Genomic DNA, 26,692 nt, shown 5'->3' with positions numbered 1-26,692 from the left:
ACTTTTTTAAAAATATAATATTTAAATATTATGATTTATGGTGGATGTTGAGAAAATAAATAATTTGTAAAAATAATATAATATTTGTAACTTTATGTCTTATAATATGAAATATCTTCGTTGTGATTATTTTAAATATTTGAATAATACATCAGATTCATTTTATCTAGGGAGGTTTTAAAATTGGGGAGAAGAGTTGTTAAAAGAGTTTTTGCATTATTATCAGTACTAGCATTATTCTTTAATGTGTTTCTACCGAGGGCAAATGCGGAGGTTATGACGCATGAAAAGTATTCAATGAACTGGAGTTATAGCAACAGTTTAGGAAAGGATATCCGAACTGAAATTATTAAAAATTCAAGCGGTCAAATTGCTTATTGTTTAACTCTTGGCTTAAAATCACCAAATGGTGAAGATCTTCCTGAAATGGGAAAAACAGATAATGTAGTATATAGGGTTCTATTAAATGGTTTCCCACAAAAAAGTATAGAACAACTGGGAGTAGCTAATAAGAATGAAGCACATTATGCAACTCAGCTTGCGGTTTGGAATGCATTAGGTCAACTTGATGTAAATGAATTAAAGCATGAAAATAAAAATGTTGAAAAAGCGGCTAAGACAATTATTAATGCTGCAAATACAAGTGAAGATACTCAAGATATTTTTATGAATGTAATTCCTGCTGAAAAGCAAAAGGCAGAATTAAAGGGTGAGTTTTTTGAAACAAACCTATACACAGTACAAACAAATGCTAAGAGTGGTTCTTATAAAGTAGTAGCGAAAAATGCACCTAATGGAGTTAAAATTGTTAGTGAAAATGGAGAAGTGAAAGATCAGCTTTCACTTGGGGAAAAATTCCGTATCCAAATTCCTAAAGATATAAAAACAGGTGAATTTAATCTAAGTGTTGCTGCAAATTTAACTAAAGTTCAAGCAATTGCTTATCGCGGTACTGATACTGTTCAGAATGCTACAGTGCTACTAGAAAGAAATGAGGAAAAGCTTAGTAGTGACCTTGCAGTAAATTGGGAAGCTGCTGGTTCTTTAAAAATTAAAAAGGTTGGGGAAAATGGAGAAATATTAGCTGGTGCAGTATTTGAAGTCTTTAATGCAAATAATGAATCAGTTGGAAAAATAACGACGGGTGCTGATGGTACTGCAGAATTAAATAACCTACCAATTGGTACCTACACAGTAAAAGAAATTAAAGCACCAACAGGTTATGTTTCAGGTGATAAACCACAAACTATTGAAGTTAAGACAGGGGAAATAGGAGCTGTTCAAGTAGTAAACAACAAAGTAAAAGGTAACATCGAAATAAAAAAACTTAGTGATTCAGGTAAGATGTTGCCTAATGTTGAATTCACGGTCTTTACTGAAGATGGAAAAGAAGTGAAAAAAGTAGTAACAAAAGAAAATGGAATTGCAAATGTTGATGGTCTTACGTATGGTAAATATTATTTCTTAGAGACGAAAACACCTAATGGATATATTGGAAATAAAACAAAGTATCCTTTTGAAATTAAAGAGCACAATAAAACACTTACTTTTACAGTGGAAAATACAGAAGTGAAAGGTAGTGTGAAATTACTAAAAGTAGATAATGAAGATATCAGTAAAAAATTAGAAGGTGCAGTATTCGAGCTAAAAGATGCAAGCGGGAAAGTAATTGGGGAATATAAGACAGATAAAAATGGTGAAGTTAACGTCAAAGATTTAGCGTATGGTAAATATTCATTTGTAGAAAAGGCTTCTCCAAATGGTTACGTTCTTATTACAGAACCAATTGTGTTCGAAATAAAGGAACATGGAAAAATTATTGAGCTATTAGCAGTTAATCATCTTATCAAAGGTGATCTAGAAATTACAAAAGTTGATGTAGCTGATGGAAACAATAAGCTTCCGAATGCAGAGTTTACTATTTATAATGAAGCAGGAAAAGAAGTAGTTAAAGGGAAAACAGACGATAAAGGTATTGCGAAGTTTGAAAAGTTACCATTTGGAAAATACACATATAAAGAAACTGTTGCACCAAAAGGTTATGTATTGAATGAAGAAATATTCTCTTTTGAGATCAAAGAGAATGGTCACATCATTAAACATATTGTCAAAGATGAAAAGATTCCATCAGTAAAAACAACAGCTACTGATAAAACCGATGGTACAAAAGAAATGCACACTTCTAAGTCTGTAACAATCCAAGATAAAGTGGAATACAAAGACCTACAAGTAGGTAAAGAGTACACTTTAAAAGGTAAATTAATGGATAAAGAAACTAATAACCCATTAGTTGTAAATGGTAAAGAAGTAACAGCTGAAACTAAGTTTACACCAAAAGAAGTAAATGGTTCTATTACATTAGACTTCACATTTGATGCAACTGGTTTAGAAGAAAAAGAAATAGTAGTATTCGAAGAGTTACTGAAAGACGGAAAAGTTGTTACTACACATGCTGATATCAATGATAAAGGTCAAACAGTTAAGTTCGTTAAGCCATCAGTAAAAACAACTGCTACAAACAAAGCTGATAGTGGAAAAGAGATACATTCAAAGGATTCTATCACAATCCAGGATAAAGTGGAGTACACTAACTTAGTTGTTGGTAAAGAGTACACTGTAAAAGGAAAATTAATGAACAAAGCTATTAACGAACCATTATTAATTGCTGGTAAAGAAGTAACAGCTGAGACTAAATTTATTGCAAAAGAAAAGAATGGTTTTGTAACATTAGACTTTACTTTCGTTGGTGCTGAACAGCAAGGAAGAGAAGTAGTTGTGTTCGAAGACTTATTACATGAAGGGCAAGTAATTGCAACTCACGCTGACATTAACGATGTAGGTCAAACAGTTCGATTTGTAGAGCCTTCAATTAAAACGACAGCTACAAATAAAGCTGATGGTTCTAAAGAGTTAGACGCTTCTAAAACAGTAACTATCCAAGATAAAGTTGAATACAAAGACTTAATCGTGGGTAAAGAGTACGTAGTAAAAGGTAAACTAATGGATAAAGCAACAAAAAAACCATTATTAGTAAATGGTAAAGAAGTAACAGTAGAATCTAAGTTTACTGCTAAAGAGAAGAATAGTTCTATCACACTCGATTTCACATTCAATGCTTCTGCATTACAAGGTAAAGAAGTGGTAGTGTTTGAAGAATTGTATCAAGATAATGTCTTGGTAGCTATTCACGTTGACATCGAAGATAAGGGTCAGACAGTGAAATTTAAAGAAGTAAAACCGGAGCAACCAAAATCAGAACAGCCGAATCAAGATAAAAATACTTCAACATCAGAGCAACCTAAAGAGCAACCACAACCTAAGAAAGAAGTTCAATCTAAAATAGGATGGTTACCGCAAACAGGTGCAGACCTTACAAGTTGGATCTCTATGGCTGCAGGTGCATTATTGTTAATTGTTGGTGGAGTGATTTTCCTAAAACGTAAAAATGCATAAAAATTAAAAAATAAGCACATCTGTTTTTTTACAAGATGTGCTTATTTTTATGTTAATAATTTAGTCCTATTTACAGTATTTTAATCTATTTGATTATTTTTGAGTTGTTGTAATAATTCCCTGTTTTCTTTTCCTTAGCTTCCAAAGTGTCAGCTTCTAAATTCACTGTGAGACAAAATCCCTTAGCTATTTCAAAAGGTCTCATAGAGAACTGGGGGATATAATGCTCTTTTTTTACAAACTGTGTTTTTTCTGCCGTGATAAAGCAACAAATCCTTTCCTGCTATCATTATAGAGATAATTTTATCAAAAAAAGAGAGCGTTATCTCTTCAATTTAGATAAATGGGACACAAAGTAGTATGGTGTGACAGAAGTGGCTTTGGCCTTACTGAAATGTTAAAGGGAATTTTCATTCATATAGATTGTTTTAAAAAAGGTGCGAAGTCAATTCTATGACTTTGCACCTTCATATTTCACTTGAACTTTGTTTAAGCGCGTTTATCTACTCATTGTTACGCGTGAATTGCGTTTAAAATCGACACTTTATTCGTAGTAAATAATACATAATTTTGTTTTACAGTTCTAATTAATATACGATCAGTTGTCCCATATGCTGTTCCGATACGGATTGCACTTGGTTCTTCAACACCCGCATAGGTAGCATCTTCGGTAACCTCGATTACATCACGTAATGGAATCGTGACCTCCGCAAATTGCCATGAAATAATTAACTCTTCTTTTGTTTTTTTGACATCAATACCTAGCATTATACCAAGACCTTTCTATAATAGAATGCTACACTTCTCATCCTATTATACAAATTTTTAGATTATTTTTCTACATGTATGAATAGAGCTGATATTTTAAGGGTGTCAAAAGAAAGGGAAGATATACTATCAATCTATTAAGGAATACGTTATGAAGAAAAGTTCACAGGGAATTAATATAGATTTGATATGGTTGAAGTATGATGAATGAGTAACAGTAGGAGTTGCAGGAAGGAAATGAATGATGAGACTTAAATTAGTAGGAACCTTAACTTGTATAGTAGTAATGTTAGGTATCTTTATCATTTACACCAATATATCTATTGGTAAAGAACCATATAAGACAAACTATGAAACTAGTGAAAACTCCATAAATAAAGAAAAAAATAGTAAGCAAAATAGGACTTCAAATAAGATAGCAAGTTCTTTTGCTAGTGTACAGGCTGTAGTAAATAAGGAATATGGTTTACCCGAAGACTATATGCCAGAGGATTTAGTTGTACCAAATGTACCGTTCTCATTTAGTGGAACGGTAGAAAAGAGTCATCTTCGTAAAGAAGCAGCGGAAGCATTAGAAAAACTATTCCTTTTAGCTAAGCAAGATGGGATCCAGTTGAATGCTGTTTCAGGATTTCGTTCCTATGAGTATCAAAAAGGTCTGTATGCCAACAATGTTAAAAAGAAAGGGCAAGAGCATACGGATCGCTTCTCTGCAAAGCCAGGGCATAGCGAACATCAAACAGGGTTAACGATGGATGTTTCTTCTAAAAGTGCGAACAATGAACTAGAGCTATCCTTTGCGAATACGAAGGAAGGAAAATGGCTGAAAGAAAACGCGCATCGTGCAGGGTTTATCATTCGTTATCCTAAGGGGAAGGAAAGTATTACGGGTTATGCATATGAACCTTGGCATATTCGCTATGTAGGAGATATTGCTGAAAATATATATAAGGAAAAACTGACTTTAGAAGAATATATGAATCTGTGAAAATAGAATTGAAGAGTTAAACTGTATTCATTGTTTGTGAATGCTACTTTTTCTATTAAAAAGCCTAATTTCTCAATGTTTTGTAGAGAAATTAGGTTTTTTTCACCACTTCATTAGAGTTTTTTAGGCTTCGTTCGTTGGTATACTTCACACAATATTATAAAGGAAATAGAACTTACTGAAGATAACATATGAATGTTTTATAAATGTATCAAAAAAGTGAACAAAATCGTTATTTTGCACAACAAGGTAGTCAGCTTAATGAAATAACTGCTTGTAAAAAAAGAAGCCCTACAGAAAATATTACAGAGCTTCATCAAGTTGAGTTATGTCGTATTCACAAGGGATTTTAACATGATATTTGTGTTGAATAAACTGGTAAATGTGTCCAAGTAATTTGGAGCTATTTTATAAAAAAAGAGAAGCGCTTAATCAGGATGCTCCTCTTAATGCCAATACACAATAACTATCCCATTATACTGTATAAGCGTAAAATATTTAACAACTACCTTCATGGTAAATATTTCATTTTTGTCTTAGTACCTTTAAATCACGAAAAAAGGTTCCGCTGTTTCCAACAGAACCTTTCCTAAAATGGCAAAGAGTAACTCTTACCTTACTCTTTGTTCATATACTACAGGAGTATTAATGAAAATCCAAGGCTCCTTATATTGAGAAATAAAGAAGAATCATTATAAAAAAATTATCTTTTTTCATAAATAAAAGAGCAGCTAGCAAAAACTAACTGCTCAATATAAGGAGATACAGAGAAAACTAAATGGATTTTGGCATACAGCCTATTAACATTATGGACATAATATTGATTTTTATTCGAAGGAATTCATGTTTTACAAATCAGATTATGATAGTCGATATTCTCCATATTGACCAGAAAAGAACCAAGAATTCTAGTGAAATTCCAAGTGTTCTTTTCCTAGTTTTTTGAAATTCTTTTACTAAATAGCCAATAGCGCTAATTGCTAGAAGAATGAAAAGAATAAGTTCTAGTGTAACTGGCATTTGATCTACTCCTAATCTATTATTTTAATTTATTATATAACGATTATAAGATATTTTTGTGGTTAGTGGTGAGAAATTAAACAAAACCATCTCTTTACAAAAAAAGGTCCTGTTGTTTCCAACAGAACCTTTCCTAAAATGGCAAAGAGTAACTCTTACCTTACTCTTTGTTCATATACTACAGGAGTTTTAATGAAAATCCAAGGCTCCTTATATTGAGAAATAAAGAAGAATCATTCTAAGGAATCTTATCTTTGTTATTAATATAAGAGCAGTTAGCAAAAACTAACTGCTCATCTCCAAGGGGGAACAAGGAGAAAAATCTAATGTCATCTATATTATTGACGGAATATTGAGTTTTACTCATAAAAAACTACGTTTAACTTAATGCATAACCCACAATCAAAGTTAGTGTTAAAAACACTGATAATAACAATGTTAGTAAGACTGTTGCTACACTCCTAAGCATCGCAATCCAATTATTCATCTTAGAAAATCCTATAATGCCAGAAAAAAAAGTTCCTATTGTTAAAACTAGTAATATAAATAAAGGGTGAATGTGTAATGAATCCGTGAAAAATTTGAATAATTCAAGTGGAATTTCAAAATATAAACGGAATAGTCCAACGCTAATCAAAAAGTATATAAAGGACCATAGATTGAGGTTATGCTTCATAGCTTTCTCCTATATTTTCAAAATAGTTTTACTCAATTTTAATGGGAAATAAAAGAAAAAGATAGAGGTTATAAAGAAGAATCAATTTTTTAACAAAATAATCCTTTTAATAGAAAGCGAGGAATAACAATGGGACATGGATGCTTTTATCTTTGTTATATAGAAATTATACATTAAACATATATTTATAAGCGCTGTTACGACACGCTAAGGAATAGTAATAAAAAGATGAGGCCAATGAAACCGTATAAAAACCAAAAGAATCCTAAGATGGGGAATGTTTTATGAAAATTAAGCATGGTAAACCTCCTTGGGTATATAGAGGATTATAATATATCGTTGGTCTATTTAGAAGAAAAAACATAAATTAGTACACATTAAACGTGAATTTGAACAAAATGGACATTTTAAAGTAGCGAATGCGCTGCTTTTTTATTTTATCAAATAAATTGTTCTTGAGTAGAAATGAAAATAGGGGTTTGCCTTAAACATTTATTATTAATCAAGAATATGAGTATAGAAACAGGTCTAAATTCAGTAATGGTGGATGGGATTGTTATGGACATAACTCAAAGTGTGGTAAGAATAGTGGTAAATGGGAAAGACCTTCTGTTCACTTCAGTTCAAACCTCTGCATGGAATCATGGACCTGTAAATGATTTAATCGTTTCGACGAATTAGAGAGTGAATGAGCTTTATCAAGTCATGTGGTCACAAGTAACAGTTACGATCTCGGTGTATTTTCTTCAAGGGGCGGACTTAATGAGATTCGCTTGGATCGCTGGAATTAATGAACGTGTAACGGGAGAATATATATCATTTCATTTGGGGATAAGAAGAATTCAAAGTAGCTTAACAGCTGTTTTTTTATTTTGCATAAAAAAAGGAACCATAATAGGCTCCGGCTCCTTAATTTGATTCAGAAGTTGTGTAGTTTTTCTTGATGATATCTTTTATGTTGATAATTAAGGATATAAGGAATCCAGCAGCTAGAATACCGTTTACCCAGTAATATGTATTCCCGGATGTAAATTTATTATAAAAGGAATCGATATTATAATACACTAAGCCTGCTGAAATGACGGTAGAGATTACTAACGTACCAAAACTTTTCATGACGCCTTCCTCTGATTCTGAAATTTTAGACTTTTAATACAATTATACATTTAAATAAAAAGGTTTACAAAGGAATTACCATAAGGAGGAGTTATAACGAGTTTCTTCCAATTGATGGTTTTTATTTTTGAAAAAATAACTATTTTATAAAAAAAATTTTTTGACCCCCATAAAATTATTTGTTCTTTCGAATATATATAAGTAGAAGAAAACAAATGAAAGAAAAAGCTAAAATTACCAAAAATATAGCGAAGAGTTATTCAAAGATTGCAGCTAAAATAGAAAAGAGCAAGTGGCATTGCAAAAGAAAACAAGAAAGCAGTACAAAATACAGACGTCACTTTAGTACAAGTGGAAAAAATAGTCATATAAAAAATCGGCCTCGAAAAATATGAGCAACAGTAAGAGGACAAACCAAAAGAAAAGTACTAACAAAATGTGGTTGAATGGTCACTTGTTTAGTGGCCTTTTTGCTATTTGAAGGAGGCTGGGAGATTACTAGTGTTGAGTTTAGTAATGAAGATCCTAAGAAAACCGAAAATAGAAGATATCGTATGTGACATACAAAACAATGGAGGAGATAAGGAAGCATTTATCGTACAGTATCAGCCTTTTATTAAAAAATCAATATCGTCTGTCTGTCGCCGATATATTACAGAACAGGATGATGAATATAGTATTGGGTTGTTTGCATTTAATGAAGCAATTGAACAATATTCATATAAAAAAGGGAAATCTTTTCTAGCGTTTGCTAATCTTCTTATAAAAAGAGATGTAATTGACTATATACGTAAGGAGTCTAAGCATAACTTTGTCTTTTTAAAAGAAGATGAGCAAGAGGAAATATTAGAAATGCAAGTATCGCTTACGGAGTATATGAAAGAGATGGAAAATAGTAACCGTAGGGAGGAAATTCTTCATTTTCAAAGTGTGTTAGCTGAGTTTAAAATCACATTTTCAGAGCTTGCTAAAGAATCTCCTAAGCATCGTGATACGCGTAAGCACTTAATAGAAATCGTGAGGATTATTATAAAAGAAGAGGAAATGATGGAAGAGCTGTTCCGAAAGAAAAAATTACCGCTTAAACATATTGAACCACGAGTTAGGGTAAGTCGTAAAACGTTGGAACGACATAGAAAATACATTATTGCAATGTGTATTATTTTTGCAAACAACTATACATATATTCTTGATTACATAAGAGGGGAAAAGCATGATGAATAAAGGAATTGTAATGGATATAAAAAAACATAACGTAGTTGTTTTAACTCCAAATGGAGAGTTTATTACATGTAAAAGAAAAGCGCACTCATACATGGTTGGGGAGGAAATCTCGTTTGATGAAGAAGAACAAAGGTCACCGCGTTTTACAATGCCTCCTTTTTTTAAGCCTGCATCAATACTTGTTACTTGTTGTCTATGTGTGTTTCTGTTTTTCTACAACCAACCGGAAGAAAAAGCTTTTGCTTATGTTTCAGTTGATATAAATCCAAGCTTAGAGGCGAGTGTAACGAAGGATTTTCGTGTTATAGATTTGCGAGCTTGTAATGATGATGGAAGGCGTATTTTAAAAGAAATGAAGCAATGGGAAAATAAACATGTGCAAGACGTAATACGTACTATTATAAAGCTGAGTCAAGAGGATAAGTACTTAACGAATGATAAGGAAGTTATGTTAACAGCTGTTGCAAAGGACAAGTTGCTTGAACCACAGTTGGAAAAGGCTATGCAGCAATTAAAGAAAGAGTATGAAATAAAACATATTACAGTCGAATATCAAAGCAGTACGATGCAAATACGGGAGGACGCCAAGAAAGCAGGAGTTGGAACGGGCGTTTATATAAAACAAGAGAATGAGAAGCAAAAATCGCTTACTCCACCTGCACCGCCGTCTAATCAAGAACAACAAAAGTCATCTTCTGATGCATCATCGGATGTGCCACCTGTAAAAGAAGAAAGTAACGAGAAGAAAGAGTATATAGAACAAAAGCAATATAAGGAACAGCAACCGAAGCAAATAAAAGAAAATAATGAGAAGCAGCAAGGGAACAATGGAAGAGGCTCTCAAGGGAATAATGGGAGTCAGCAAGGGAACAATGGAAGAGGCTCGCAGCAAGGAAATAATAGAACCCAGCAAGAGAATAATGGTAGAGGGTCTCAAGGTAATAATGGACATAAGCAAGAGGAGAACAACGGAAGAGGCTCTCAAGGAAGTAATGGAAATCAGCAAGGGAATAACGGAAGAGGCTCTCAAGGTAATAATGGGAATCAGCAGGGAAACACCGGAAGAGAATCACAAGGAAATAATGGGCACCAGCAAGGGAATAACGGAAGAGGGTCCCAAGGTAATAATGGAAATCAGCAAGGGAACAACGGAAGAGAATCACAAGGAAATAATGGGCACCAGCAAGGGAATAACGGAAGAGGGTCCCAAGGGAATAGTGGAAATCAGCAAGGGAATAACGGAAGAGAATCACAAGGAAATAATGGAAATCAGCAAGAGAATAACGGAAGAGGATCGCATGGAAATAATGGGCACCAACAAGAGAACAATGGTAGAGGGTATCAGTAAGAAAACCCCTACCACATAATATCGAGTAAAAGAAAAATCTATAGAATTGGGAGGAATCCCTCCATCTGAAGATATTTTTTAATGTTTTTTTAAAATGGCGGACATAAAATCGTATATCCTTTCGAATTATATATATGGATATCAATAATATTTATATAAAAGGGGAGAAAAATATGAAAGAAATGTATGAAGAAATCACTGAGGTATTGAAGGTATTAGCGCATCCTGTCCGTTTATCATTAGTAAAAATAATGCTTGCAAAAGGTCCTATTAACGTAACGACAATGTATGAAATGTTACAAATGCCTCAAAGTACAATTAGTCAACATTTATCAAGACTAAAAGCTACGAAAGTCGTTACAGGTACTCGGAAAGGGTTAGAAATTTATTATGAAGTAACGGATAATCGTACAAAAGCGATACTGTTAAGTCTGGCTTAAAGAGTGAAGGTTAGACTTCAAAATGAAGTAAGCCATTCGCGACTATAATTCTCTTGTTAATATTAGTCGTATGCATTGTTGTTTTTAATTTGTTTCATGCACTTCTTTATTTGGGTTTTGCCGTATCACTATCAAGCTAAATTTTAAATGGACTGTAAAATGAAAGTTTTCTTATTAAGGTCTTTTTGTTAGCTTGATAGTGATGTGCCATTCCCACTAGTATGTATAGAAGTTCATAGGTTTTATTAGTCATGTAATCTTTTCATTTGATGATCTTTTCCCCATTCACATAGTTCATCCATAATTTGCATTAAAGATTTCCCGTATTCGCTTATGGTGTATTCAACCTTTGGTGGTACTTCTTGATATACAGTACGATGGATAATCCCATCAGCTTCAAGTTGCCGAAGTTGTTGTGTAAGAACTTTTTGCGTAATGTTGGGGATTTCTCGTCGGATTTCATTTGTTCGCATTTTTCCATCCATCAAAACACATAAAATATGAACTTTCCATTTTCCGCCGATTACATCGAGTGTCGTTGCAATTGGGCAGTCTTCATTTTGATTCATATAACACCTCCACAGGTACTTTAAGGTTCCTATAGCACTTTAAAGTACGTACTTTTCAATTATATGTGACTCATTCATACTAATACGTAAAGGATTGATTAATTTATAAAGGGGATGGAAACTGATGAAAACACTTGTAATTGTAGCACATCCTGATATTGAAAACTCAAAAATTAATAAAAGATGGATTGAAGAACTTGAGAAATATTCGGATGAAATTACGGTGCATGAATTATATAAAGTGGCACCAAATTGGGAGTTTAATGTGGAAGAGGAACAAAAGCTGTTAGTGGAACACGACCGATATATATTTCAATTCCCGTTCTACTGGTACAGCTCACCACCATTATTGAAAAAATGGTTTGACGATGTATTAACATATGGATTTGCTTACGGATCAAAAGGAGATAAAGTGAAGGGGAAAGAGTTTGGGGTAGCTATTTCTATAGGTGGATTAGAAAAAGACTATGAAAATAGTGGAATTACGATGGAGGAGTTAACGAAACCATTTCAAGCTACGTGCTTATATACAGATATGAAATTTATACCTTCGTTTTATTTATACGGTGCTGAATATAAATTAAGTGATGAAGAGATTGATAAAAGCGCACCGGAGTATGTACAATATGTGATGAATAAGGAGTATTCTAATATATAAGAGGAAATAGCCATTTACTTGTTAAGTAGATGGCTATTTTTATTGGATTTATATTCACTAAGTGTAATCTTTAGTAAATTAATAGTTAATATGGTAAAATAAAAACCTAACATATATAAAGGGGAGTTTTACTTGAGAACGATGCAAAAATTATTACAAAAAAGAGCAATGCAATCACCAAATTTGGAAGCGCTTGTAGGGGGAGAGAAAAGGTATTCGTTTCAGCAGTATAATGAACGAGTAAATCAGCTTGCACATTATTTGTTACATAATGGTGTGCAAAGAGGAGATCGTATTGGAATACTATGCAAAAATAATCACCCGTTTCCAAGCATTATGATGGCAAGTTTAAAAATTGGAGCGGTATGTATTCCGCTAAATCATCAGCTTACTGTTTATGAACTAGAAACGATTGTAAAAGAAGCGAAATTAAAAGTGTTAGTTATTGATGAAGAGTTCCATGAAGCTTTAAATATTGATGCTGTTAAAGAAATTCCTTATGTAATGAAAACGACAATAGAAGGCTTTGGTTCATTTGAATTAACATTACAAGGACAGCCAAGTACAGAGCCGAACGTAGAAGTTCATGAAGATGATGATGCGATTTACTTATTTACTTCAGGAACGACTGGACAGGCGAAGGCATGTGTCATTGGACATAAAAACTTACATCATTATTTTGCTGAAATCGCGGGACAAAGAGAATTTCCAGTAGGTGAACGCTTTTTATCCGTGCATCCATTGTTCCATATGAGTGGCGTGCTTTCTATTTTAAATTGCATTTATCATGGCGTTACGATGATTTTCTTAGCTAATTCGAATCCTACTCTCATTTGGGATAAGATTGAAGAAGAGAAAATTACGACGATGCTTGCGTTCCCAGCTGTTTATAGCTACATGCTAGATGAGCTAAATAAAAAAGAACGAAACATTTCAACTTTTAAAGTGGCACAAAGCGGTGGTACAAAAGTGCCAGAAACACTTATTCAAAAATATATGGAAAAAGGAATATATATGGTGCAAGGCTATGGGAGTACAGAAGGTTGGGTTGTCACTTCATGGCATCCAATGATGGGAAAAGAAAAGATGTCTTCTGTAGGAAAAACACTTAAACATGTAGAGCTGAAAATTGTTCATCCAGAAACAGGTGATGAACTAACAACCAATGAAGTTGGTGAGATCCATGTAAAAAGTCCATACATGTTTAAAGGGTATTGGAATAATGAAAAGGCGACAAAGAAGGTAGTAAAAGATAGTTGGTTTAACATGGGCGATGCTGGCATGATAGATAATGACGGATTCCTGCATATTATGGGAAGATATAAAGACGTTATCATACGTGGTGGTGACAACGTATATCCAGATCAAGTAGAAGATGTTATTCATGAAATACATGGTGTTTTAGAAGTTGCAGTAGTTGGGGTTCCGGATGACTTTTGGGGTGAGGTTCCGACAGCGTATATTGTAAAAGACACGCAAACGTCTTTAACGGAAGAAGAAATTATACAGCATTGTCAAGAGAAACTAGCAAGTTATAAAATACCAGAAGTTGTATTTATGGAAGAATTACCGAAAAATGCTTTAGGGAAAGTGTTGAAGAGGGAATTAAGAGAAGGTGTACTTGTAAAATAAAAAGTGATTAGATGATGAGGAATCCAGTTATGCAGTGAGCATGACTGGATTTTTGTTTGTAAAGAACATAATAATTTACTAGATTTTGTATTTTGTGTAAGATAATAAAGAATATTCAATCATTAATTAAAGGAAGAGATATAAATGAAGCTGCCGCTATTACAAATAGAGACAGAGAGACTTATGATTCGTCCGTTCCAAAATAATGATTATGAAAGTTGGTTCGATGGATTTCATAAGAGGTTACCATCGCAGTACAAATATGACGATGGCTATCAAGTTATGGCATCATCAACGAAAGAATGGTTCACAGAATGGATAAGAGGTTTTGATGAAGCAGCACATCGAGATGAAATGTATGTATTAGGCATTTTTCGTAAAGAAGACGGGGCTAACATTGGAAAACTAGAGCTGATAAAAATTTTACGTATGGACTATCAATGGGCGGTGATGGGGTATTCCATACATAATCAATACTGGAAAAATGGATATGGCATGGAAAGTGTGAAAGCTGCGTTATCGTTATTTTTTAATAGTCTTCATTTTCATAGAATTGAATTACATATACATGTTGATAATGAGCCATCCGTTCGTATCGCGGAAAGAGCGGGTTTTTCTTTTGAATGCAAGAGAAAGGCGTTTTCTTTAGAGAATGGGAAGTGGATGGATTTTCTTATTTATTATAAAAATAAGGAGATGGAAATATGAGAGTGTTTATTACAGGTGGAAATCGAGGCTTAGGGTTACAGTTAGTCAAAGTATTTCATAAAAATGGGCATATCGTTTATCCGTTAGTTAGAACTGAGGCTGCGGTAACGCAATTGAAGCAAATGTTTAGTTGTAGATGTTTTCCTATATTGGCAGACTTATCGATTGATGAGAGTACGGACCAAATTAAGAACCAGCTTGCGGAATATACAGAGTATTTGGATCTAGTTATAAATAACGCTGGAATTACTGGAAAGGAGACTGAGGTTTTACATACGAATTCAGAAGAGTTAGCGAACTTATTTAATATTCATTGCTTAGGTGTAATTCGAGCTGTAAAAGGTACATATGTAGCTTTAGAGAAATCGGATCATCCGAGAATAATAAATGTATCCTCTCGCTTAGGATCATTACATAAAATGGCGAGTAAAGAGTTTCCGCAAGGTCAATTTTCCTATTCCTATCGAATTGGTAAAGCTGCACAAAATATGTTAACACTCTGCTTACAACAAGAGTTTGAGAATAAAGGGATTTGTGTAACGGCAATTCACCCTGGAAAATTAAAGACTGATATTGGTGCCTTTGATGCGAATATGACTCCGGCTGAAGGTGCGCAAAATATATATGATTGGGTAATCGATTCAAATGAGGATGTTTCAGGGAAGTTTATTGAGCCGGGCGTGGGTGAATTGAAGTGGTGATATGCGATCTTGTAATCATTCAGAATTTATTTGGCTCGTCTAAAAAAGTATTAAATGGCTTACCAAATGCAGTAACGATTGAAGAAATAGAAGAAGATGCTTTTTATAACTTAGAAACTTATAAAGAGACGATAAGTAGATTTGAAGAAATTTGTTTTAACTGGGAGTTAAAAAGAGCGAGTATTGTATTAGACAAAAGGTTTAGTAGTTATAACTCAAGTGCGAGGATTTTGCTTAATGCTGGTTTTTCTTTACATGCAGAAAAGATAGAAGTGTGTAGAGAATTAGACGATGTAGAGGCGCTTGAAAAACAATTTACATACCGTTCAATAGGAGAAACGTTATCGGAAAAGGATTTTAAATGCATTTGGGAGCAATGTATGTTGAACTCAGGAAATCAAACTTCCATTTTAAATATTGATGAGCATTTTTATTCAGTACAAACAGAGTTAGGTAAAGGCTGGGAGAAGTCATGCATTGTTTTTTATGGTAAAAATGAGCCAATTGGTTTGTCCATACCGCATATAGAGCCTGGAACGAAAAGTGAAGGACGATTATTTTACTTTGGGATAATGCCTTATTATCGAGGGAAAGGAATCTCTTCCCAACTGCATCTTCAATCTTTACTTATGTTAAAGGAAATCGGCGCTACTTATTACATTGGAAGCACACATACTTCAAATGAAAAGATGCAGAGGATATTTTGGAGGAATAATTGTTCGGTGAAAACAGAGATAGAGCTTTATTATAAAATTTTTAAAGAAGGTTAAAAAGCCCGGCATTTTGCCAAGGCTTCTCTTTATCTGTTCAACACTTCAATATACGAAGCATCTCCAGTTGTTCTTAAAGCAGAGCGGAAGTTATTGTTTTCTAACGTTTTAGCGACTTGTTGTAACTGCTGTGCATCATCATGATGGATAAGTAAGCTGTCAGCACCGCTTTCTTCTATATGAATGTGTTCAACATTTCCAATGGCATCATGTACAGCTTTTAAAAATTCAGGTTTCATAGTGACCTCCTATATGTATGTAACGTTGTTGTTATTATTTCCTTATTTTTGAAATATAAAAGTAAATGAATTTTTGTTATATTAAGATTTTGGAAGGGGTTTCCTATTTGTTTGTCAAATAATAGTAAAGTTGTCTTTCGAATTGAAGGAATCTTCGGAATTAAAGGGTGAGGGAATGGACATTTCAATAATCGCTGCACAACTAGTTAAGGAGAAAGTTATTTCGCGTTATCCGAATAACGTGAAAGCGTTGAACGGAGGAACGACAAGTACTGTATATTTGTTGGACGAAAAATATGTAGTAAAGCTGAATGAAGCGGAAGTAATACGTGAAGAAGCTCATTTTCTTTCTTTTTATGAGGGTAATACTTTATTTTCAAAACTTTTGTATAAGGAACCTTTACATACTTATATTGTGTATTCTTTCCTTGAAGGTAGTACTTCGTGCGAACAAGGATATAAACGAAGTAGCTTCGTACACTTGTAAAAGAAGTTATCAATAAGTATAAAATTGTTCCAGAGGCAGATGTCTGGGGATGGAAAGAAAGTCCGGTTCAATCTTGGAATGAATTTTTAACGACAAATGTGATGGGAGCTTATGAAAATGTAAGACGTTACATAAGTGAGGAGGAGTATAGAAAGGTTCTTAAACTAGCAAATAGGGATGCCGGAGTAAATCAGCCATTTTTATTACATGGTGATTTCGGATTTCATAATTTTATATTTCGGCAGAATAGGTTACATGGGGTAATTGATCCGTTACCAGTCCTTGGAGATCCTTTATACGACTTAATTTATGCGTTCTGTTCAACTCCTGAAGATGTAACGAAAGAAACGATTAATTATGTGATGAAACAATGTGTCTTTTATAAAAAAGAACGAGATTTGTACGAGGAAATAGTCATAGGATTATATTTGCGTATAGATACATGTTTGAGACACCACCCGAAAGATTTAGAAGATTACTTAGTAGCTTGGCGTTATTGGATGGGCGAAATCAATCCGGCTTTATAGTACAAATAGTTGGGAGAGATAATGAAATGAACATAGCAGAAGCAAAAAGAGATTTAGCACAAAAAACGAAGAGAGGAGTTCCTGTTATAATAGCTGGTATTTTATTTTGGATTGTAGCGAGTGTAACTGGTGTTCTTCTTTCAGAAAAGCAAGTTGTGTGGGTGTATTTAATTGGTATGGGATGTGTATTTCCTTTCGGCTTAATAATAGCTGCTATATTGAAAATTGATATGTTTGCGAAAGGAAATCCGCTAGGGACTTTAGCGGGAGTAATTGGCGGGATAAATGTATTAAATATTCCGTTTGTATTACTTGCCTATTTTCAATTTCCAGAGTGGTTACCTTTCGTAGTGGCAATGTTAATAGGTGTTCATTTTGTACCGTACGTATGGATTTATGAGAGTAAAAGTTATGGTTTATTGTCAGTAGGGACTGTATTCGTAACGTCAGTTTGCGGGATTCTTTTTGCAGACAAGGGATTTACTGTCATTCCATTGTCAGTTACAGCTGTTTACTTACTGACCCTAATCGGTTTATTAATTGAAAATAAAAAAGTAGATCACTATCAACAAAAATCAGCTTAATAAAAATATAGGGATAGGGGGAATTATTATGAAAAATTTCGTTTGTACAACGTGCGGCGTACAGTATGCGGCGAGTGTGGAAGAACCAGTAAGTTGTGTTATTTGTGATGAGGAGAGACAATATGTGAATCCGAAAGGGCAGTCTTGGACGACTTTAGAAAACTTGCGAACGAGTGACACATATAAAAATGAAATGATAGAAGAAGAGCATGGACTTTATAGCATTACGACAAAACCGAAATTTGCGATCGGTCAAACGGCATTTGTCGTAAAGACGGATTCCTATCGTTTATTATGGGATTGTATTACTTATTTAGATGAAACGACAATTGAGAAGATAAAAGAGTGGGGAGGGTTAGATGCGATTGCACTATCTCATCCTCATTATTATTCAACACAAGTAGAATGGGCAGAAACGTTTGATGTACCAATTTATATACATGAAGATGATAAAGAGTGGGTAGTACGCCCGAGTAGTCGTATTATTTACTGGTCTGGGGAGACTTTACAATTAGCGGATGGAATTACTATTCATCGTCTCGGAGGACATTTTAGTGGCGGTGCTGTATTACATTTGGAAGAAGGAAATGACGGGAAAGGTATTTTATTAACAGGTGATATTATTCAAGTCGTAGCGGATCAGCAGTGGGTGAGTTTCATGTATAGCTATCCAAACTTAATTCCCTTACCGGCAAGAAAAGTGGAGGAAATGGCGAATCGAGTGAAGCCATTACAATTTAATCGTTTATATAATGCTTTTCACGGAGTAGTGAAAGAGAATGCGAATGAGGCAGTGGAACGTTCTGCTGAAAGATATATTAAGGCGGTAGAAGGAAAGCTATTTCATACGTAAAAGGAGAATTAGCTCTATGAAAACGTTAGTATGCTTCGGTGATAGTATTACAGCTGATGAAAAAACGGTTTACATTTTGGCCGACAAGGTTATGAATATGTAGAGGAGTTAATTGGTAAAAAGTTAAAAGGGATTTTGTAAGAAGCAAAGTGTGTGCGCTTTGCTTCTTTGTTCGCGTATTTCCTCTTACAATGCTGCTGTGTTCAATACAGTAGCTTTAATTGTGCTAAATATATTTCATAGTAGTACATGTAGGAAAGAAATGAATAAAGTGAAATATAATTAGACCGTACCAATCGGGTTATTAAGGGGAGCCGACTTCGACCTACCTTTTTTGCTCTTGCCAAATTTTGAGGCGGTGACTCAAATAGCGGGATAAAATGTACTTTAAAGAAGTAGTTAGCCGTAATACTATGAGACATTCGTACAAAAGAAAATGATTTGCTGTGCTAATGGAATGCATCCAAGACTTAACAGTTGATTAATTGAACTGTAAAGTTTAAAATTACAGTATAGTTTTTAGAAGTGAGTTGTTATTTTTGTGAAAAACAGATAAATTAAATATTCTTGAATAAATAATATAACGTGTATTTCATTCTAAACTGTAATTTTTTTTAATACATTTCAATTATCTATATAATAATTTTAAAAAGTAAAGGAGTGTGTGTAAAATATGGTGATTTTATATACGTCAGCAAGCTGTAGTTCATGCCGAAAAGCAAAAGCATGGCTTGAAGAACATCAAATTGATTATACCGAAAAAAATATCGTATCAAATTTGCTTACAGTTGATGAACTGAAATCCATTCTTCGTTTAACTGAAGATGGTGCTACTGAAATTATTTCAACTAGATCTAAAATTTTTCAGGAATTAAATATAAATATTGAGGCGCTTTCGCTTAATGAGTTTTATAAATTAATAATTGAGTATCCTCAAATGTTACGTCGTCCAATTATGCTGGATGAAAAAAGATTACAGGTTGGTTTTAATGAGGAAGAAATTCGCAAATTTTTACCGCGTAGCGTTCGAACATTTTTGAATGTTGAATTGCAAAAAATGGCTAATTAATAAGTAATATTTTGAAAGGAGGAAACAGAAGTGATTGAAGTACGTGTTACAGTTAATTATAAAGATAGAAATTATCACACAAATGTTATTGTGAATAAAGATACGATTTGGACAGAAATTAAACAATTGGCAGAAGAACAAGTTAAGAAACAGTGGACAGTTTAAATTTATTTGTAGCTTAAAAAGCTAATTGAAGATAGGAGATATAGAGGAGTTCTGATAGAATATAAAGGGATTTATTTTTTTATGCTAAGCATGCTTCTTATATATTTTAACGTTTGACTAACCTATCTGTAATATTTATGGCTACAGTAAGTTACTAAGCGAGAAATCATATTTTTTATCGTAGGAGGACAACAATGAACAGCGACTTTACTTTGGCCATTCACAGTTTAACTTATTTAGCTTTACAACCAGATCGGATGTCAACAAGTAATGCTATTTCCGAAAGTGCAGGTGTTCATCCCGTGCGCATTCGCAAAGTGCTAAGTTTGTTAAAAAAACATAAGTTTATACAATCAAAAGAGGGAACTGGTGGAGGCTTTATTTTTGCCCGTGATTTAAGTGAAATTAATCTTTGGAATATTTATCAAATAACCTCTGAAGGTGCATTGCAGCCGAAGTGTCCAGAATCAAATGATCAGTGTATTGTAGGTTCGAACATGCGGAAAGTTCTTTTTGCTATTTTCTTAGGTGCGGAAGAACATCTAGGTGAATATTTGAAGAATTATACAATGAAAGAAGTTGTTGACCTTATTAATCAAGAACGTTAAGCGGCTTAATTATTATGTAGCCGTTAGTTCTTAAAAAATAACTGTAAATAAAAATATTACAGTTGGATTTAGTTTTTATATCTTTTTTATCGTAACAAAAAATATTTATAAGAAGGTGAAAAAGTATGATGTCAAATAATAATCATGTTTTAAAAGTGGGAGATTGGGTTCGTGGAATATCAAATGAGGGTGAATTCATAGTTGGTTACATTGTATCACTTGATGAAGTAGAAGATGTAGTTACAGTTAGCATTGTGAAACGTGACGACAAGTACACAATGAATGAAGCGATTTTGCTTTTTAGTAAACATGTTAACAAACTCCCTGAATCAAAGGTAATCAATAAGGAACAAATCCTTTATCTTATAGACCTTGCATTATTAACAGGGGATGAAGAATGGTTTATTGAGCTCTCAGCAAAATTAAACTCGATAAAAGAGCTAGTTAATGAGGGATTTTAAAGATTATATTATTCATTTTTAATAGGTTGGATCGTGTAATAATAGCATCTAAAAGGAAATGAAATACAACTCATTTATTACAAACATAGAAACATACCTGAAGAAGAGTTGAAAAAACTACAATTAAGATGACATTGAAGTGATTTGTTTGCTCCCTCCTAATAATGATAATGATGTAAATGAGCTGTCCATATGGGCGGCTTATTTTATTTTTTCGTGTAGCAAAATGTGAGCGGTTCTCTCGTTACCGATCAAGTTGAAAATGTATATGAATGCAACTTCTGTAATATATATCCTGAAAATTGGTTTATGCATTTGAAGAGATACTCTTTTTAACCACATTAATTATTTACTAGAATATCTTTTTTAAATCAAAATAAAATTTTTCGGTAAAGAAAGATATGAGTATTTTTAAAATGAGTAACTTAGATAAACAATATTTAACTGTGTTTTTTGCCGAACAATTCCGTTTTAAGTGATAGGAACAAGGTTTACATGCTAACTGTAAAATATTATCCATGTAAAATTATATCCAATTAATATTTCTGAAAATATAAAAATATTAATTTTATAAATATACACGTTATAATGAGGGCGTCGAGAGAAATTTTATTATCTCTGGAGAAAATATAAAAAATGCGATTATTAGTAAGAAAGGTGTGTGGTTAGAGGCGAAATGTATGTAAAGTGCTTCAGTGGCTTGTGTAATCAATACCATAAATGCTGCCGAAGCTATTAAAGTGATGTATAGAATTGAGAAAGAAATGCCTCATAAATGAAGAGAGGCCGGTTTAACTGAAATTACTGTTACAAGTAATTTAGAGAAACCATCAAAGTAATACACTGTTATTAGAAATGTTGCAACGTATTTATGAAGTCTATTCAATATCGTTCTCTTAAGCGGTCTTTATATAAAGAGCGGATATTACGAGTGAACTTTTTTGTGAACGCTAACATTTATGTTAGGACGCTAACTAGCGAATGTTTCAATTTGGATTCATTATGATGAAGGACATACAATGTGGGGCAACTTGTAAGGAATTCATTATCCAAAAAGGTGAATATTTGTTAGCAATAAAAAGAGACGCAGGAATAGATACAAGGGGGAGTTATTATATGAACGGAAATACTGCAAAGAAAATAGAAGTTCAAGCTGAAAATACCGCACTAAAAAATGAGCAATATGCAGATCCGAAAAAGTGGCATAAGCAGGATACTACATGGGCATTGAGCCTATTTGGAACTGCAATTGGAGCAGGGGTGCTCTTTTTACCGATTAATGCAGGTTCAGGTGGTTTATTATCTTTACTACTAATTACATTGCTTGCATATCCAGTTATGTATTACTCACATAGGGCGCTTGCTAAAATGATATACGCTTCTAATTCTGCTGATGAGGGGATCACAGGTACAATTAGAGAGTATTTCGGAAATAAAGCAAGTATCATTTTTAACATCGTATATTTCGGTTCAATTTATACAATCGTACTAATGTATTCGGTTGCGCTTACAAACACTGCAAGTAGTTTTATCGTGCATCAATTGCACATGCCAGAGCCTCCAAGGGCCATTTTATCACTTGTATTAGTTCTTGGTCTTATCGCTATACTGAATTTTGGTCAAGATATTACTGTAAAGATCATGAGTATGCTAGTGTATCCTTTCATAGCTTCTCTACTGTTTATCGCAATATCTTTAATTCCACAGTGGAATACGTCAATGCTTAGCTTTTCAGCTGTTTCTACTACTTCAACAGGAACAGGATATTTTGGAACGATATTGTTGATTCTACCAATCATCGTATTCTCATTTAATCATTCACCTATGATCTCATCATTTGTTGTGAAACAGAGATCTACGTATGGAATAGAAGCTACTGATGCTAAATGTGCGCAAATACAAAAAGTTTGTTATATCATGACATTCGCTGTAGTTATGTTCTTCGTTTGGAGTAGTACATTAAGCTTGACTCCAGAGGATTTAAAAATGGCAAAAGAGCAAAACTTATCAATTCTTTCATATCTTGCTAATGAACTGAATTCACCTGTAATCACGATTGCAGCTCCAATCATTGCTTTTGTGGCTATTACAAAATCTTTCCTTGGCCATTATATCGGAGCATTTGAAGTAATGCGTGACATGATTATTAAGTTCGGTAAATCACGTGGAAAAGTAATTGAAGAAAAAACAATTAAGACAATCGTCCTTACTTTTGTTGTATTATCATGCTGGTTTGTTGCTTATACAAATCCAAGTATTCTTGGACTTATTGATTCTCTAAGTGGTCCATTAGTTGCTGCTATCTTATGTCTATTACCGATGTATGCAATCAATAAAGTACCAGTACTAGCTAAATACAAAGGGAAAATGAGTAACGTATTTGTTATTATTGTAGGTGTACTTACTGTTTTAGCAAGTATTAAATCATTATTCTAATTCACGATTGTTCGTTCTAATATAAAATAGAACGATTTTGGGACAGGCTTCTCCGTTTGGAGGGTCTGTCCCTTTTTAATGCGTTACAGTTTTATCTTATTGATTTTATGAGATATTTCCGCATAATTGTAGCTAAGGGAGATGATTTCAAGTTGAGTAAACTGAATATTAGCACGACAGTTTCAGGAGATATAATTGTTACCCGTCTAATTGGCAAGATTAAAACAGATGATGTGTATGAATGGTTTAATGGTTTCGAGCAGGTTTGTCAGCAATTCATTTCCGAGGGGCGGAAATACAAATTGCTGGTCGATAGAAAAGGATACATACCAGATCATTTTTCTGTCCAAAAAGCATGGAAAGAGAAGTTTTTCAATGAAACGATTTTGAAACACAGTAAGGCAATTGCTTTTCTTCTTGAAGAAGGAGAGGTACTGAATTATTTACAACAGTCCAATACAAAAGAATCTGTAAAATTTTTTGAGGATTATGAACAAGCATTCCTTTGGTTGAACGAATATCCTATATGAAATTATTAGTGAACCGGTTGCTTAAGCAACTGGTTTTTTTATGTTTATAAGTAGTATCCAGAAGAAAACTTCTATACGAAATGTTTAGCGCTAGAGGACATACATTTTTAATACGTTAAATATAATTCATAATAGCACCAAGAAGAAAAGAGTGCGCTTTACGGTATTAGTTATATGGAAAGGCAGTACGATAGAATCACAGAAATTCAAAAATATCAATGTGGCATAAAGTGAGTAAGGGGGATAAACATATGAGCGCTTCAAATTTGAATGAAATCAGTAAACAAATTTTAATAGAGGAGGAAACACTTCAATTTTCCTCTTTTACAAATGAAGATGCACTGCAAATAGGGTTATTTATCGTTGAAACGGCGAGGCAAGAAGGGAAATTGATTGCTGTTGATATAGCGAAAAATGGTGTGCAATTATTTCATTTCAAGATGACAGGGACAACTGCGGAAAATACGCAATGGATTGAGCGTAAAAAACGAGTTGTTTCTTTGCATAATCATAGCTCGTATTATATGCAAATACAAAGTGAAATAACGGGTGTTCCATATAATGAAAAGTATCTTTTAGATAGGTCGGATTATGCTGCGTTTGGTGGATGTGTTCCTGTCCAAATAAAAGACGTAGGGGTTATTGGAATGATAACAGTTTCAGGATTACCACCAGAAGAAGATCATGAATTAGTAATAAGGGCGGTTAAAAATCATTTGAAGCAATAATAAAAAGGCAAAGCCGAACAAGAATATGTTCGGTTTTGTCTTTTTATTATTCAGTTCATGAACATATTTCTAATAAGATGTTACGGAATAAAAAATCTTTAATTCGAGACACTTTTCTTGACGATAATAATCTATGTAGTTAATATGATAGACATAAAATAATTAAATCACTAAAAGTAATTAAATTATTTTATGTAAGTGCAAGTAGGTAAGTAGTATGTGGGAAAAATGCTTTGAATTGCCACTATTAATATTGGGGACAATGAGAAAGCGATAACTATAAAAAATTAGAAGTTAAGAAGTAAGAGTGAATCAATAATAATAGTAGCTTCTGTACAATGCATTTTTACTATAGTGACAATGACTATACATCACGAGGGGGACTAAAATTGGAATCAATGACCTTTGTTTTATTTGGAGCAACAGGGGATTTAGCTAAAAGAAAAATTTACCCCGCGCTATATAACTTATATAGAGATCAAAAGCTTCCAAAGCAAATATCCGTTATTGGGCTTGGAAGACGTGAAGTATCTCATTTAGATTTTCAAAAAAGAGTAAAAGAATCCATAGAAACTTTTTCTCGTCGCAAGGAAGAAGGTACTCCGAAAATAGAAGGTTTTTTAGAGTATTTTCGTTATTGTCCGTTAGATGTGAATAAGCCAGAAGACTATAAAAGGTTATTACAAGTAGTTCTTGAAAGGGAAGAAGAACAAAATATACAAGGGAATAGAATGTTTTACCTTTCAGTTACTCCTGACTTCTTTGAGACCATTGCTTTAAATATTAAAGAAAGTGGACTCGATGAAACGGATGGCTGGAAGCGCCTAATGATTGAGAAACCGTTTGGTCATGATCTTCCATCTGCTCGAGAGCTGAATGATAAGCTTAGTCGAACGTTTGAAGAAGACGAAATATACCGTATTGATCATTACTTAGGTAAACCGATGATTCAAAACATTGAAGCACTTGAATTTGCAAACCCTGTTTTCCAATCGATTTGGAATAAAGAACATATTGCGAATGTACAAATAACAGCTAGTGAAACGGTTGGGGTAGAAGAAAGGGCAGGATATTATGATCATGCAGGAGCCATTCGCGATATGGTTCAAAATCATATGCTGCAAATATTAATGATGACTGCAATGAATCTGCCGGACAAGATAAATGCATGTGAAATTCGTGAGGAAAAACGAAAAGTGATGGAGACTCTTCGTAAAGTGAAAAAAGAAGACGTTCAGAACCATATCATTCGCGGGCAATATGCCTCAGGAGAGATAAAGGGACAACAAGTTGTAGCGTATAGAGAGGAGCCAGGAGTAAATCCTTCTTCTCAAACGGACACATTTGTTGCGGCTCGCTTATGGATTGATAACCCATTTTGGACTGATGTTCCTTTTTACATACGAACAGGAAAAAGAATGAAAGAAAAGTCTACTCGTATTGTAATTGAGTTTAAAAATACATTAAAACAGCAGTATCAAGATAGTAATCCAAATGCAGCGCCTAATTTGTTAATCATTGAAATTAGTCCAAATGAAAATGTTTCACTCCAATTAAATAGTAAAAATCCATTGAACAATGGAGAGCTTGAACCGATCCGTATTCATTTCACTTGTGAGCAAACAGGAGTGGGAATACCTGAAGCTTACGAAAGGCTTATCTATGATGCTATATGCGGAGATTCTACATTCTTTGCACACTGGAGAGAAGTTGAATTGTCATGGGAATGGGTGCAACCAATTCTTGAAGCGTTCGAAGAGAACTTGTTACCTCTTCATGAATATGAGTCTGGCTCGTATGGTCCGGATGCTGCTCATGCTCTATTACAAGAAAGTGAATTTAAATGGTGGTTAGATGAAGGATTGAAAAAGTAAGTACGTCCTTATAAGTAAAGCAATATGACAAAAAGATATTCATCATTTTATTAACATGTA

General features: G+C 33.6%; 25 protein-coding genes and 3 pseudogenes. 23 read left to right on the top strand and 5 right to left on the bottom strand.

What is annotated here, in order from left to right:
* The first annotated feature begins 183 nt into the window (after positions 1–183).
* Positions 184–3,453: a VaFE repeat-containing surface-anchored protein gene (locus tag F8162_RS05040; protein WP_151634451.1), complete on the top strand. Its 3,270-nt coding sequence runs from the start codon at positions 184–186 to the stop codon at positions 3,451–3,453.
* Positions 3,454–3,966: 513 nt separating this feature from the next.
* Here F8162_RS05040 and F8162_RS05035 read toward each other — a convergent pair.
* A complete protein-coding gene (locus F8162_RS05035; protein WP_002035246.1) occupies positions 3,967–4,221 on the bottom strand; it encodes a hypothetical protein in 255 nt (84 codons plus the stop codon).
* A gap of 244 nt (positions 4,222–4,465) precedes the next feature.
* On the opposite strand from F8162_RS05035, the gene F8162_RS05030 reads away from it, so the two are divergent.
* Entirely contained in the window at positions 4,466–5,209 is a 744-nt protein-coding gene (locus F8162_RS05030; RefSeq protein ID WP_192797607.1) for a D-alanyl-D-alanine carboxypeptidase family protein, read from the top strand.
* Positions 5,210–6,608: 1,399 nt separating this feature from the next.
* Here F8162_RS05030 and F8162_RS29035 read toward each other — a convergent pair.
* Entirely contained in the window at positions 6,609–6,905 is a 297-nt protein-coding gene (locus F8162_RS29035) for a hypothetical protein (protein WP_151634455.1), read from the bottom strand.
* 465 nt (positions 6,906–7,370) lie between these two features.
* Here F8162_RS29035 and F8162_RS05020 point away from each other — a divergent pair.
* Positions 7,371–7,740 (top strand): annotated as a pseudogene (locus tag F8162_RS05020) (hypothetical protein).
* 74 nt (positions 7,741–7,814) lie between these two features.
* On the opposite strand, the gene F8162_RS05015 reads toward F8162_RS05020, so the two are convergent.
* Positions 7,815–8,021: a hypothetical protein gene (locus tag F8162_RS05015; RefSeq protein ID WP_000834521.1), complete on the bottom strand. Its 207-nt coding sequence runs from the start codon at positions 8,019–8,021 to the stop codon at positions 7,815–7,817.
* Positions 8,022–8,522: 501 nt separating this feature from the next.
* Here F8162_RS05015 and sigI point away from each other — a divergent pair.
* The 3 genes from sigI (at position 8,523) to F8162_RS05000 (ending at position 11,033) form a co-directional block, all read left to right on the top strand.
* Positions 8,523–9,245: an RNA polymerase sigma factor SigI gene (gene sigI, locus F8162_RS05010; RefSeq protein WP_151634457.1), complete on the top strand. Its 723-nt coding sequence runs from the start codon at positions 8,523–8,525 to the stop codon at positions 9,243–9,245.
* The gene (locus F8162_RS05005) at positions 9,238–10,593 is read left to right on the top strand and encodes an anti-sigma factor domain-containing protein (RefSeq protein WP_318826080.1); all 1,356 of its coding nucleotides are present in this window, start codon (positions 9,238–9,240) and stop codon (positions 10,591–10,593) included. Before sigI ends, F8162_RS05005 begins: the two co-directional genes overlap by 8 nt.
* Positions 10,594–10,766: 173 nt before the next feature.
* Positions 10,767–11,033 (top strand): ArsR/SmtB family transcription factor, encoded by a 267-nt coding sequence (locus F8162_RS05000; protein WP_151634461.1) that lies wholly within the window; start codon positions 10,767–10,769, stop codon positions 11,031–11,033.
* A 245-nt stretch (positions 11,034–11,278) separates the two neighbouring features.
* Here the strand turns inward: F8162_RS05000 and F8162_RS04995 are convergent, their stop codons facing one another.
* Complete coding sequence (locus F8162_RS04995; RefSeq protein ID WP_073515730.1) at positions 11,279–11,602, bottom strand: winged helix-turn-helix transcriptional regulator; 324 nt, start codon at positions 11,600–11,602, stop codon at positions 11,279–11,281.
* A 124-nt stretch (positions 11,603–11,726) separates the two neighbouring features.
* Here F8162_RS04995 and F8162_RS04990 point away from each other — a divergent pair, with 124 nt between their 5' ends.
* The 5 genes from F8162_RS04990 to F8162_RS04970 all read left to right on the top strand — a co-directional run bounded on the left by F8162_RS04990 (position 11,727) and on the right by F8162_RS04970 (position 16,071).
* The gene (locus tag F8162_RS04990) at positions 11,727–12,260 is read left to right on the top strand and encodes an NAD(P)H-dependent oxidoreductase (RefSeq protein ID WP_151634463.1); all 534 of its coding nucleotides are present in this window, start codon (positions 11,727–11,729) and stop codon (positions 12,258–12,260) included.
* Positions 12,261–12,392: 132 nt separating this feature from the next.
* Entirely contained in the window at positions 12,393–13,892 is a 1,500-nt protein-coding gene (locus F8162_RS04985) for a class I adenylate-forming enzyme family protein (RefSeq protein ID WP_151634465.1), read from the top strand.
* Positions 13,893–14,036: 144 nt separating this feature from the next.
* Positions 14,037–14,600: a GNAT family N-acetyltransferase gene (locus F8162_RS04980; RefSeq protein ID WP_151634467.1), complete on the top strand. Its 564-nt coding sequence runs from the start codon at positions 14,037–14,039 to the stop codon at positions 14,598–14,600.
* On the top strand, positions 14,597–15,301 hold the full coding sequence (locus F8162_RS04975) for an SDR family NAD(P)-dependent oxidoreductase (protein ID WP_151634469.1): 705 nt from the start codon (positions 14,597–14,599) through the stop codon (positions 15,299–15,301). The genes F8162_RS04980 and F8162_RS04975 overlap by 4 nt, the downstream gene beginning before the upstream one ends.
* The gene (locus F8162_RS04970) at positions 15,298–16,071 is read left to right on the top strand and encodes a GNAT family N-acetyltransferase (RefSeq protein ID WP_151635400.1); all 774 of its coding nucleotides are present in this window, start codon (positions 15,298–15,300) and stop codon (positions 16,069–16,071) included. Before F8162_RS04975 ends, F8162_RS04970 begins: the two co-directional genes overlap by 4 nt.
* Before the next feature lie 29 nt (positions 16,072–16,100).
* On the opposite strand, the gene F8162_RS04965 is transcribed toward F8162_RS04970, so the two are convergent.
* Positions 16,101–16,310 carry a hypothetical protein gene (locus F8162_RS04965; RefSeq protein WP_000801653.1) on the bottom strand — a complete coding sequence of 70 codons (210 nt, stop codon included), beginning with the start codon at positions 16,308–16,310 and terminating at the stop codon, positions 16,101–16,103.
* Between the two features lie 175 nt (positions 16,311–16,485).
* On the opposite strand from F8162_RS04965, the pseudogene F8162_RS04960 reads away from it, so the two are divergent.
* The 12 genes and pseudogenes from F8162_RS04960 (at position 16,486) to zwf (ending at position 26,632) form a co-directional block, all read left to right on the top strand.
* Positions 16,486–17,324: pseudogene (locus tag F8162_RS04960) on the top strand (phosphotransferase family protein).
* A 26-nt stretch (positions 17,325–17,350) separates the two neighbouring features.
* A complete protein-coding gene (locus F8162_RS04955) occupies positions 17,351–17,908 on the top strand; it encodes a DUF7010 family protein (RefSeq protein WP_151634471.1) in 558 nt (185 codons plus the stop codon).
* 28 nt (positions 17,909–17,936) lie between these two features.
* On the top strand, positions 17,937–18,761 hold the full coding sequence (locus tag F8162_RS04950; protein WP_151634473.1) for an MBL fold metallo-hydrolase: 825 nt from the start codon (positions 17,937–17,939) through the stop codon (positions 18,759–18,761).
* Positions 18,762–18,821: 60 nt separating this feature from the next.
* Positions 18,822–18,902 (top strand): annotated as a pseudogene (locus F8162_RS04945) (esterase); the annotation flags it as partial.
* A gap of 532 nt (positions 18,903–19,434) precedes the next feature.
* Entirely contained in the window at positions 19,435–19,830 is a 396-nt protein-coding gene (spxA, locus tag F8162_RS04940) for a transcriptional regulator SpxA (protein WP_151634475.1), read from the top strand.
* A 30-nt stretch (positions 19,831–19,860) separates the two neighbouring features.
* The gene (locus F8162_RS04935; RefSeq protein WP_151634477.1) at positions 19,861–19,995 is read left to right on the top strand and encodes a BA3454 family stress response protein; all 135 of its coding nucleotides are present in this window, start codon (positions 19,861–19,863) and stop codon (positions 19,993–19,995) included.
* Between the two features lie 194 nt (positions 19,996–20,189).
* On the top strand, positions 20,190–20,603 hold the full coding sequence (gene saiR, locus F8162_RS04930; protein WP_001083470.1) for an Rrf2-family transcriptional regulator SaiR: 414 nt from the start codon (positions 20,190–20,192) through the stop codon (positions 20,601–20,603).
* A 125-nt stretch (positions 20,604–20,728) separates the two neighbouring features.
* A complete protein-coding gene (locus tag F8162_RS04925; RefSeq protein WP_076538955.1) occupies positions 20,729–21,064 on the top strand; it encodes an IDEAL domain-containing protein in 336 nt (111 codons plus the stop codon).
* A gap of 1,116 nt (positions 21,065–22,180) precedes the next feature.
* Positions 22,181–23,500 carry an aromatic amino acid transport family protein gene (locus F8162_RS04920; RefSeq protein WP_097819751.1) on the top strand — a complete coding sequence of 440 codons (1,320 nt, stop codon included), beginning with the start codon at positions 22,181–22,183 and terminating at the stop codon, positions 23,498–23,500.
* A gap of 107 nt (positions 23,501–23,607) precedes the next feature.
* A complete protein-coding gene (locus tag F8162_RS04915) occupies positions 23,608–24,030 on the top strand; it encodes an STAS/SEC14 domain-containing protein (protein WP_225990147.1) in 423 nt (140 codons plus the stop codon).
* Between the two features lie 251 nt (positions 24,031–24,281).
* Positions 24,282–24,758 (top strand): heme-degrading domain-containing protein, encoded by a 477-nt coding sequence (locus tag F8162_RS04910; RefSeq protein ID WP_001276579.1) that lies wholly within the window; start codon positions 24,282–24,284, stop codon positions 24,756–24,758.
* A 389-nt stretch (positions 24,759–25,147) separates the two neighbouring features.
* The gene (gene zwf, locus F8162_RS04905; protein WP_151634481.1) at positions 25,148–26,632 is read left to right on the top strand and encodes a glucose-6-phosphate dehydrogenase; all 1,485 of its coding nucleotides are present in this window, start codon (positions 25,148–25,150) and stop codon (positions 26,630–26,632) included.
* Positions 26,633–26,692: the final 60 nt, after the last annotated feature.

The sequence above is a fragment of the Bacillus sp. CH140a_4T genome (genome assembly GCF_008923725.1).
Classification (GTDB): domain Bacteria; phylum Bacillota; class Bacilli; order Bacillales; family Bacillaceae_G; genus Bacillus_A.
The sequence above is the reverse complement of the archived record's forward strand: the minus strand, read 5'-3'. Positions and strand labels throughout refer to the sequence as shown.

Bases quoted from the DNA above. Each gene is read 5' to 3' on its own strand.
- F8162_RS05035 (WP_002035246.1), bottom strand. From the start codon at position 4,221: ATGCTAGGTATTGATGTCAAAAAAACAAAAGAAGAGTTAATTATTTCA.
- F8162_RS05030 (WP_192797607.1), top strand. From the start codon at position 4,466: ATGAGACTTAAATTAGTAGGAACCTTAACTTGTATAGTAGTAATGTTA.
- F8162_RS29035 (WP_151634455.1), bottom strand. From the start codon at position 6,905: ATGAAGCATAACCTCAATCTATGGTCCTTTATATACTTTTTGATTAGC.
- F8162_RS05015 (WP_000834521.1), bottom strand. From the start codon at position 8,021: ATGAAAAGTTTTGGTACGTTAGTAATCTCTACCGTCATTTCAGCAGGC.
- F8162_RS05005 (WP_318826080.1), top strand. From the start codon at position 9,238: ATGAATAAAGGAATTGTAATGGATATAAAAAAACATAACGTAGTTGTT.
- F8162_RS05000 (WP_151634461.1), top strand. From the start codon at position 10,767: ATGAAAGAAATGTATGAAGAAATCACTGAGGTATTGAAGGTATTAGCG.
- F8162_RS04995 (WP_073515730.1), bottom strand. From the start codon at position 11,602: ATGAATCAAAATGAAGACTGCCCAATTGCAACGACACTCGATGTAATC.
- F8162_RS04990 (WP_151634463.1), top strand. From the start codon at position 11,727: ATGAAAACACTTGTAATTGTAGCACATCCTGATATTGAAAACTCAAAA.
- F8162_RS04980 (WP_151634467.1), top strand. From the start codon at position 14,037: ATGAAGCTGCCGCTATTACAAATAGAGACAGAGAGACTTATGATTCGT.
- F8162_RS04975 (WP_151634469.1), top strand. From the start codon at position 14,597: ATGAGAGTGTTTATTACAGGTGGAAATCGAGGCTTAGGGTTACAGTTA.
- F8162_RS04965 (WP_000801653.1), bottom strand. From the start codon at position 16,310: ATGAAACCTGAATTTTTAAAAGCTGTACATGATGCCATTGGAAATGTT.
- F8162_RS04955 (WP_151634471.1), top strand. From the start codon at position 17,351: ATGAACATAGCAGAAGCAAAAAGAGATTTAGCACAAAAAACGAAGAGA.
- F8162_RS04950 (WP_151634473.1), top strand. From the start codon at position 17,937: ATGAAAAATTTCGTTTGTACAACGTGCGGCGTACAGTATGCGGCGAGT.
- spxA (WP_151634475.1), top strand. From the start codon at position 19,435: ATGGTGATTTTATATACGTCAGCAAGCTGTAGTTCATGCCGAAAAGCA.
- saiR (WP_001083470.1), top strand. From the start codon at position 20,190: ATGAACAGCGACTTTACTTTGGCCATTCACAGTTTAACTTATTTAGCT.
- F8162_RS04925 (WP_076538955.1), top strand. From the start codon at position 20,729: ATGATGTCAAATAATAATCATGTTTTAAAAGTGGGAGATTGGGTTCGT.
- F8162_RS04920 (WP_097819751.1), top strand. From the start codon at position 22,181: ATGAACGGAAATACTGCAAAGAAAATAGAAGTTCAAGCTGAAAATACC.
- F8162_RS04915 (WP_225990147.1), top strand. From the start codon at position 23,608: ATGAGATATTTCCGCATAATTGTAGCTAAGGGAGATGATTTCAAGTTG.
- F8162_RS04910 (WP_001276579.1), top strand. From the start codon at position 24,282: ATGAGCGCTTCAAATTTGAATGAAATCAGTAAACAAATTTTAATAGAG.